Annotated in this window: 3 protein-coding genes, 1 tRNA gene and 1 pseudogene; 1 reads left to right on the forward strand and 4 read right to left on the reverse strand. The window is 58.3% G+C overall.

Going from position 1 to position 5,329, the window contains the following annotated elements; all coding sequences use genetic code 11:
- Positions 1–310 precede the first annotated feature (310 nt).
- From queG to rpsB, 4 genes and pseudogenes are all read right to left on the reverse strand, one after another.
- Positions 311–1,258, reverse strand: a complete 948-nt coding sequence (gene queG / locus NW815_RS02700; protein ID WP_414390058.1) for a tRNA epoxyqueuosine(34) reductase QueG — start codon at positions 1,256–1,258, stop codon at positions 311–313.
- Positions 1,259–1,314: 56 nt separating this feature from the next.
- Complete coding sequence (locus NW815_RS02705; protein WP_414390055.1) at positions 1,315–2,730, reverse strand: amidohydrolase; 1,416 nt, start codon at positions 2,728–2,730, stop codon at positions 1,315–1,317.
- 354 nt (positions 2,731–3,084) lie between these two features.
- Positions 3,085–3,729: pseudogene (tsf, locus tag NW815_RS02710) on the reverse strand (translation elongation factor Ts); the annotation flags it as partial.
- A 159-nt stretch (positions 3,730–3,888) separates the two neighbouring features.
- Positions 3,889–4,683, reverse strand: a complete 795-nt coding sequence (gene rpsB, locus NW815_RS02715) for a 30S ribosomal protein S2 (RefSeq protein WP_011433146.1) — start codon at positions 4,681–4,683, stop codon at positions 3,889–3,891.
- A gap of 290 nt (positions 4,684–4,973) precedes the next feature.
- Between rpsB and NW815_RS02720 the strand changes: the two genes are divergently transcribed.
- Positions 4,974–5,047 (forward strand) — tRNA-Pro (locus NW815_RS02720).
- Positions 5,048–5,329 lie beyond the last annotated feature (282 nt).

A 5,329-nucleotide genomic window follows, 5' to 3' on the forward strand; every position in this document is an offset into this window, starting at 1 on the left:
TCAGGAGAGTTCAGCGTGAATGTATCAGTGTCCTAATCTAGCTTGAAATGACCGTGTTTTAGGTGGGGCTACTGTGTTTGAGTCGATCCAGCTCAAACAAAGCGGTGGGTAAACTCCTGCACCAAGTCCACACGTCCTTTGCGCAAAACCGCTCCCACGAGAGCAAGACCATGGCGGCCCAGCACTGTGGCCTCAGAAAGAGGGTAGGGCATGTATGTTAGCTTGCGTCCCTGGCCCAGAGACAATAGCCCCACCATTTTCTGGCGCCGGCCTCGAGGCCGCAAGATCCTGCTAGGAAAGCGTATCCAAGTTAAGTAGAGGGGGCTTCCAAATCGTTGCTGCCAGCTGCAGAGCTGGAATTGCCTTCCAGGGCTGCTTGGGCGTTGCGGCGCAGGCGGTGGGCCTTGAGCCGGCGCAGGGCAGAGGCCGGAAACTTGTGGTCGAATTCCCGATCATCGATCCGGGCCAGCTCCTGGAGATCAGGGGCAACATTCCAAGAGTAGGGCTGAAAATCCGGGATCCGGCTGGGTTGGGCAAAGCGTTGGTTCCAAGGGCAGACCTCCTGGCAGATGTCACAGCCGGCCACCCAGTTGTGCAGGTTCTGGGCAATCTTGGCAGGGATCCGCTCGGCGTGGCTTTCTAGGGTGTGATAGGCGATGCAGCGGCGGGAATCGACCACCCCTGGGCTGACGATGGCCTGCGTGGGGCAAGCCTCTAGGCAGCGGGTACAGGTGCCGCAGTGAGCGGTGTGGGGCTGGTCAGGGAGCAACGGCAGGGTGGTCAGGATCACTCCCAGAAACACCCAGGAGCCGTACTCGCGGGTGAGCAACAGGCTGTTTTTGCCGATCCAACCCAAGCCCGCCTGCATGGCCCAGGGCTTTTCCGCAACCGGGCCGGTATCCACGTAGAATCGACCCGTATGATTTGGGAACTGGGCTTGCATCCAGAGGTGGAGTTGTTTGAGCCGCCGTCCCAACACGCGGTGATAATCTCGCCCCCAGGCGTAGCGGGAGATCTTGCCCTTGCCGGGATCCTGGCTGTGGCGGATGGGGGTGTAGTAACTCAAAGCCACACAGACCAACGACTGCACCCCCGGCAGCACCTGCTTTGGATCCATTCGCCTAGGATCCGCCATCCAGGCCATGTCGGCGGCCATGCCTGCAGCCAGCCAAGCTTGCAGACCCCGCAAGTCGGGGGGATCCTCTATGCTGGCAATGCCGACTTTGTCAAAACCCAGGGCCAGGGCCTGTCGTTTCACCTGCTCTGTGATGCTGGCCCGGTCTGCTTCTTCTGGCCACACAGGGACATCCAACGCTACTTTGGCAAGCCCATCACCCGACGATAACGAGCTTCCAGATGCTCTGCCTGCTGGGATCGGCGGAAGGGATCCCAGGTGCTGTGGGCAAACAGATCCTGCCGCAGCTTGGCCACATCCACCGTCGTCACGGCTCCGCCGGACACTACCTGTTTTCCTCGCACCCAAACGCTATGCACTGCCTGGGTGGGCCGACCCAACACCAGCAGCCCAATGGGATCGGTACGGGGCAACAGCGACAGTTGGGTGAGATCGTACAGCACCAGATCCGCTTGCTTGCCCACTTCCAGGGATCCCATCTGATCCCCCAGGCCCAAGCCGATTGCCCCACCTCGGGCTGCCATCTCGATGCTCTCGCGGGGAGAAATCCAGTGGCGGTAGTCGGGATCGGTGATGTTGTGCAGGATGGTGCCGATTTTGATGGCCTCCAGGAGATCCTGGGAATCGTTGCTGGCAGCCCCATCGCAGCCAAAGGCCACGTTCACCCCTGCCCGGCGGTATTTCAAGATGGGGGCAATGCCGCTGCCTAGGCGCAGGTTGCTCAGGGGGTTGTGAACAACCGTAGAGCCGGTACGGGCCAGGATTTCAATATCGGCATCGCTGAGCCAGACGCAGTGGGCCAAGGAAGTTTTCCGGTCTAGGTAGCCCAAGCGCTCCAGATGCTCCACAGCACTACAGCCGTACTTTTCCTGGGCCAACATCTGCTGGGCGCGGGTTTCCAACAGGTGGGCGTGGCGGGGTAGGTCATACTTCTGGCTCAACTCCGCACAGCCCTTGAACAGCTCGTCTGAGCACAGTTGGATCCCTGTGGGAGCCACCATGAGGGTAATGCCCTCTTCTGGCCGGTGAAAGCGCTGCACCGCCTCTTCCACAATGGCCAGCACCTCTGCTGTGGAGAGGGGATAGGTTTCCGGCTCCCGATCCCAAGAGGAGCTGCTGGGCAACCCCCGAGAGAGAGCCTGATCCTGGATCAAGGGGCCCACGAAGGCGCGGATCCCGACTTCTCGGTAGGCCCGTACCGCCGCCTCAATGGTGGCCAACTCTTGGCCTGGGATCAACACCAGATGATCCACCACCGAGGTGCCCCCCGTCAGCAGGGTTTCCACCGCCGTCCCCAGCGCGCTGAGATAGATTTTTTCCGGATCCGGCGGCGCATACTCGTGCAGTTGTGCCAGCCACAGCTCCAGCGGATAGGGCGGTATGATCCCTCGTTGCCACATTTCGGAAGAATGGGTGTGGGCATTGACAAAGCCCGGCAGCAAGAGTTGGTTACTGGCATCCAGTTCCAGGCTGTCTGCGCCCGTTGCGGGTAACCCTCTGCCTATGGCAGCAATCCGTTCCCCCTCGATTCGCACATCTGCGGTTTCGTAGCCGGTGGCGGTGGGAATTAACGCATTGCGCAAGATAAAACTCATGCCCGGGATCCAAAAAGGCCGTCTGCTACCCTAGCGTGCTGGAGTTAACCCTGCCAAGGCGGGAGGATCAAAACATTTGCATGCATAACCTAGCCTTTCCCCCAAGGGATACCCAAGCGTAGTGGTTATAGAACTGCCGACATAGAGGTGCCCACACTCTCCATAACGCAGTTTCAACGCCTCTGCACCGCCGACATGGCCCTACAGCTCAGCCTTGACCGGCTATTTCTTTTTCTTGGCGGAGCCTTTTTTGGCCGGCTTGCTCTCGGCAGCAGGGGCCGGTTCTGGGGCAGGTTCTTCAGGAGGAGCGGGTGGAGTCTCTTCCACTTTGGGGGCCTCTGCCGGCTTGAGACCGGCTTGAGCGGCAACCTCAGCAGCAAAATCCACTTCTTCTTTCTCGATCCCCTCTCCCAGGACAAAGCGCACAAACCGCCGCACCCGAATGTTTTCCCCCAGTTTGGCAATGTGCTGCTTGACCAATTCCTCCACCGTGATCGAGGAATCTTTAATAAAGGGTTGATCCAACAGGGATAACTCTTTCAGGCGCTTTTCGATGCGACCTTGCACGATCTTCTCGCGTATGTTCTCCGGCTTATTGGCCAGATCTTCTTTGCCCATTTCAATGGCTTTTTCCCGCTCCACCACTTCAGCAGGGATCTGGTCAACGCTGACGTATTCTACGTTTTGGCAGGCGGCAATCTGCTTGGCGATGTCTTGCACCAATTTCTTGAAATCTTCGTTGCGGGCCACGAAGTCCGTCTCGCAGTTCACTTCCACCAACACCCCAATTCGATTGCCGAAGTGGATGTAGCTGTCAACTGCCCCCTCTGCCGCGACGCGACTGGCCTTTTTGGCTGCCCCTGCCAACCCTTTCTGTCGCAGCCAGGTGATGGCTTTCTCCATATCGCCACCGGAATCTTCCAGGGCTTTTTTGCAGTCCATCATGCCTGCGCCCGTCTTTTCGCGCAGCTCTTTGACCAGTTTGGCATCAATGCTCATGAGGGCTCCTCGAATGAAAGAACGGGAAGAATGTGGCGGGATATGAGTGAGAATGAGCGGGCTTCGGTAGAATTGTAAACCTAGATTTCAAGAATACACGCCTCTGGATAGGGAACAGGCAGGGAAGTGCCCGGATTGCACGGGATCCCTGCCCTCGGTCTAGCCTTCCTCGGCTTCTCCTTCTTCTTCGTCCTCCATGTCTTCCAGAATGTCGTCGTCCAGATCCATCGCCCCTTCGTAGTCGTACTCATCCTCCTCAACGGTGTCGAGCTGCCCATGCCGCCCTTCGTAGATGGCATCCGCCAACTTGCCTACAATCAGCTTAATCGCTCGAATGGCATCGTCGTTAGAGGGAATGAAGATATCGCTGAGATCGGGGTCGCAGTTGGTGTCCAGCAGTGAGATGATCGGGATGTTCAGCTTGATACATTCCTGAACGGCGTTGGCCTCCCGCCGCTGATCGACGATGATCACCGCATCGGGGAGCTTGCGCATCGTTTTAATGCCGCCTAAGTACTTTTCCAACCTGGCCAACTCTCGCCGCAGACGGCTGGCCTCTTGTTTGGGCAGGCGATCCAGAAGACCACTGCTCTCCATCTCCTCAATTTCTTTGAGGCGGTCGATGCGGGTTTTGATGGTGGCCCAGTTGGTGAGCATGCCCCCCAACCAGCGCTGGTTGACATAGTAGCTGCCACAGCGACGAGCCTCTTGAGCGATGATCCCGGCAGCTTGCCGTTTGGTGCCCACAAACAGGAAGCGCCAACCCCTGTCAGCAGCATCCCGCACATACTCGTAGGCTTCGTTCAGATAGCGGGCCGTCTGCACCAAATCGATAATGTGGATGCCGTTCCGCTCGGTAAAGATGTAGGGCCGCATTTTCGGGTTCCAGCGGCTGGCCTTGTGGCCGAAGTGAACCCCTGCCTCCAACAGTTGAGGCAAACTGACTACGCTCATGAGTTTTTCCTCTCCTACGGGTTAGCCTCCGCCCGAACGGATCCCAGTTACGGCCTTCCCGCCGGTTACCTGCACAGAGCGCTCTACCCCCATTGGCAAGGAACTCAGGAGCTGTTGCAGCAAACCGCGAGAGGGCTGTAAGGACACCCGGTGGTTCAGGCGTGCGATTTCTTAACGGCTTAACTAAGCTAGCATGTTTTCCACGGGATCCCGCAGCTTGGGGTTAACTCTGGCCGCGATCCGATGCTAGACTAGCTAGGCACTTCATGGGCTTCTACCCGTAAGTGCGTCGGGGCGTAGCGCAGCTTGGTAGCGCACCACTTTGGGGTAGTGGGGGTCGTGGGTTCAAATCCCGCCGCTCCGATACTGAGTAATCAGGGGAGGGCTTGAGCCGGACAAAGCCCACTATGCCGGAAACTTTGAGGTACTTTGGCTCCGCTGTCAATCCCTTGCCATTGGCTCCGTTGATCGGCAGCCTTAAGAATCAGGTCACAAGCTTGGCCGGACAATATGGGATCCCGGTTTTACGGTGCTGGATCCCGATGCGGAGCCGACCTTGAACAACATGGGGTTTCGACGGATCTGGAGCGCTTAATCACGGCCCAGGATCCAGGCAATAAGGGGGGGATCCCTGTGGTCAAGATAA

The sequence above is a fragment of the Synechococcus sp. R6-7 genome, from assembly GCF_047461695.1.
GTDB lineage: Bacteria > Cyanobacteriota > Cyanobacteriia > Thermostichales > Thermostichaceae > Thermostichus.

Excerpts from the sequence above, each read along its gene's own strand:
- NW815_RS02705 (WP_414390055.1), bottom strand. The coding sequence starts at position 2,730 with ATGAGTTTTATCTTGCGCAATGCGTTAATTCCCACCGCCACCGGCTAC.
- rpsB (WP_011433146.1), bottom strand. The coding sequence starts at position 4,683 with ATGAGCGTAGTCAGTTTGCCTCAACTGTTGGAGGCAGGGGTTCACTTC.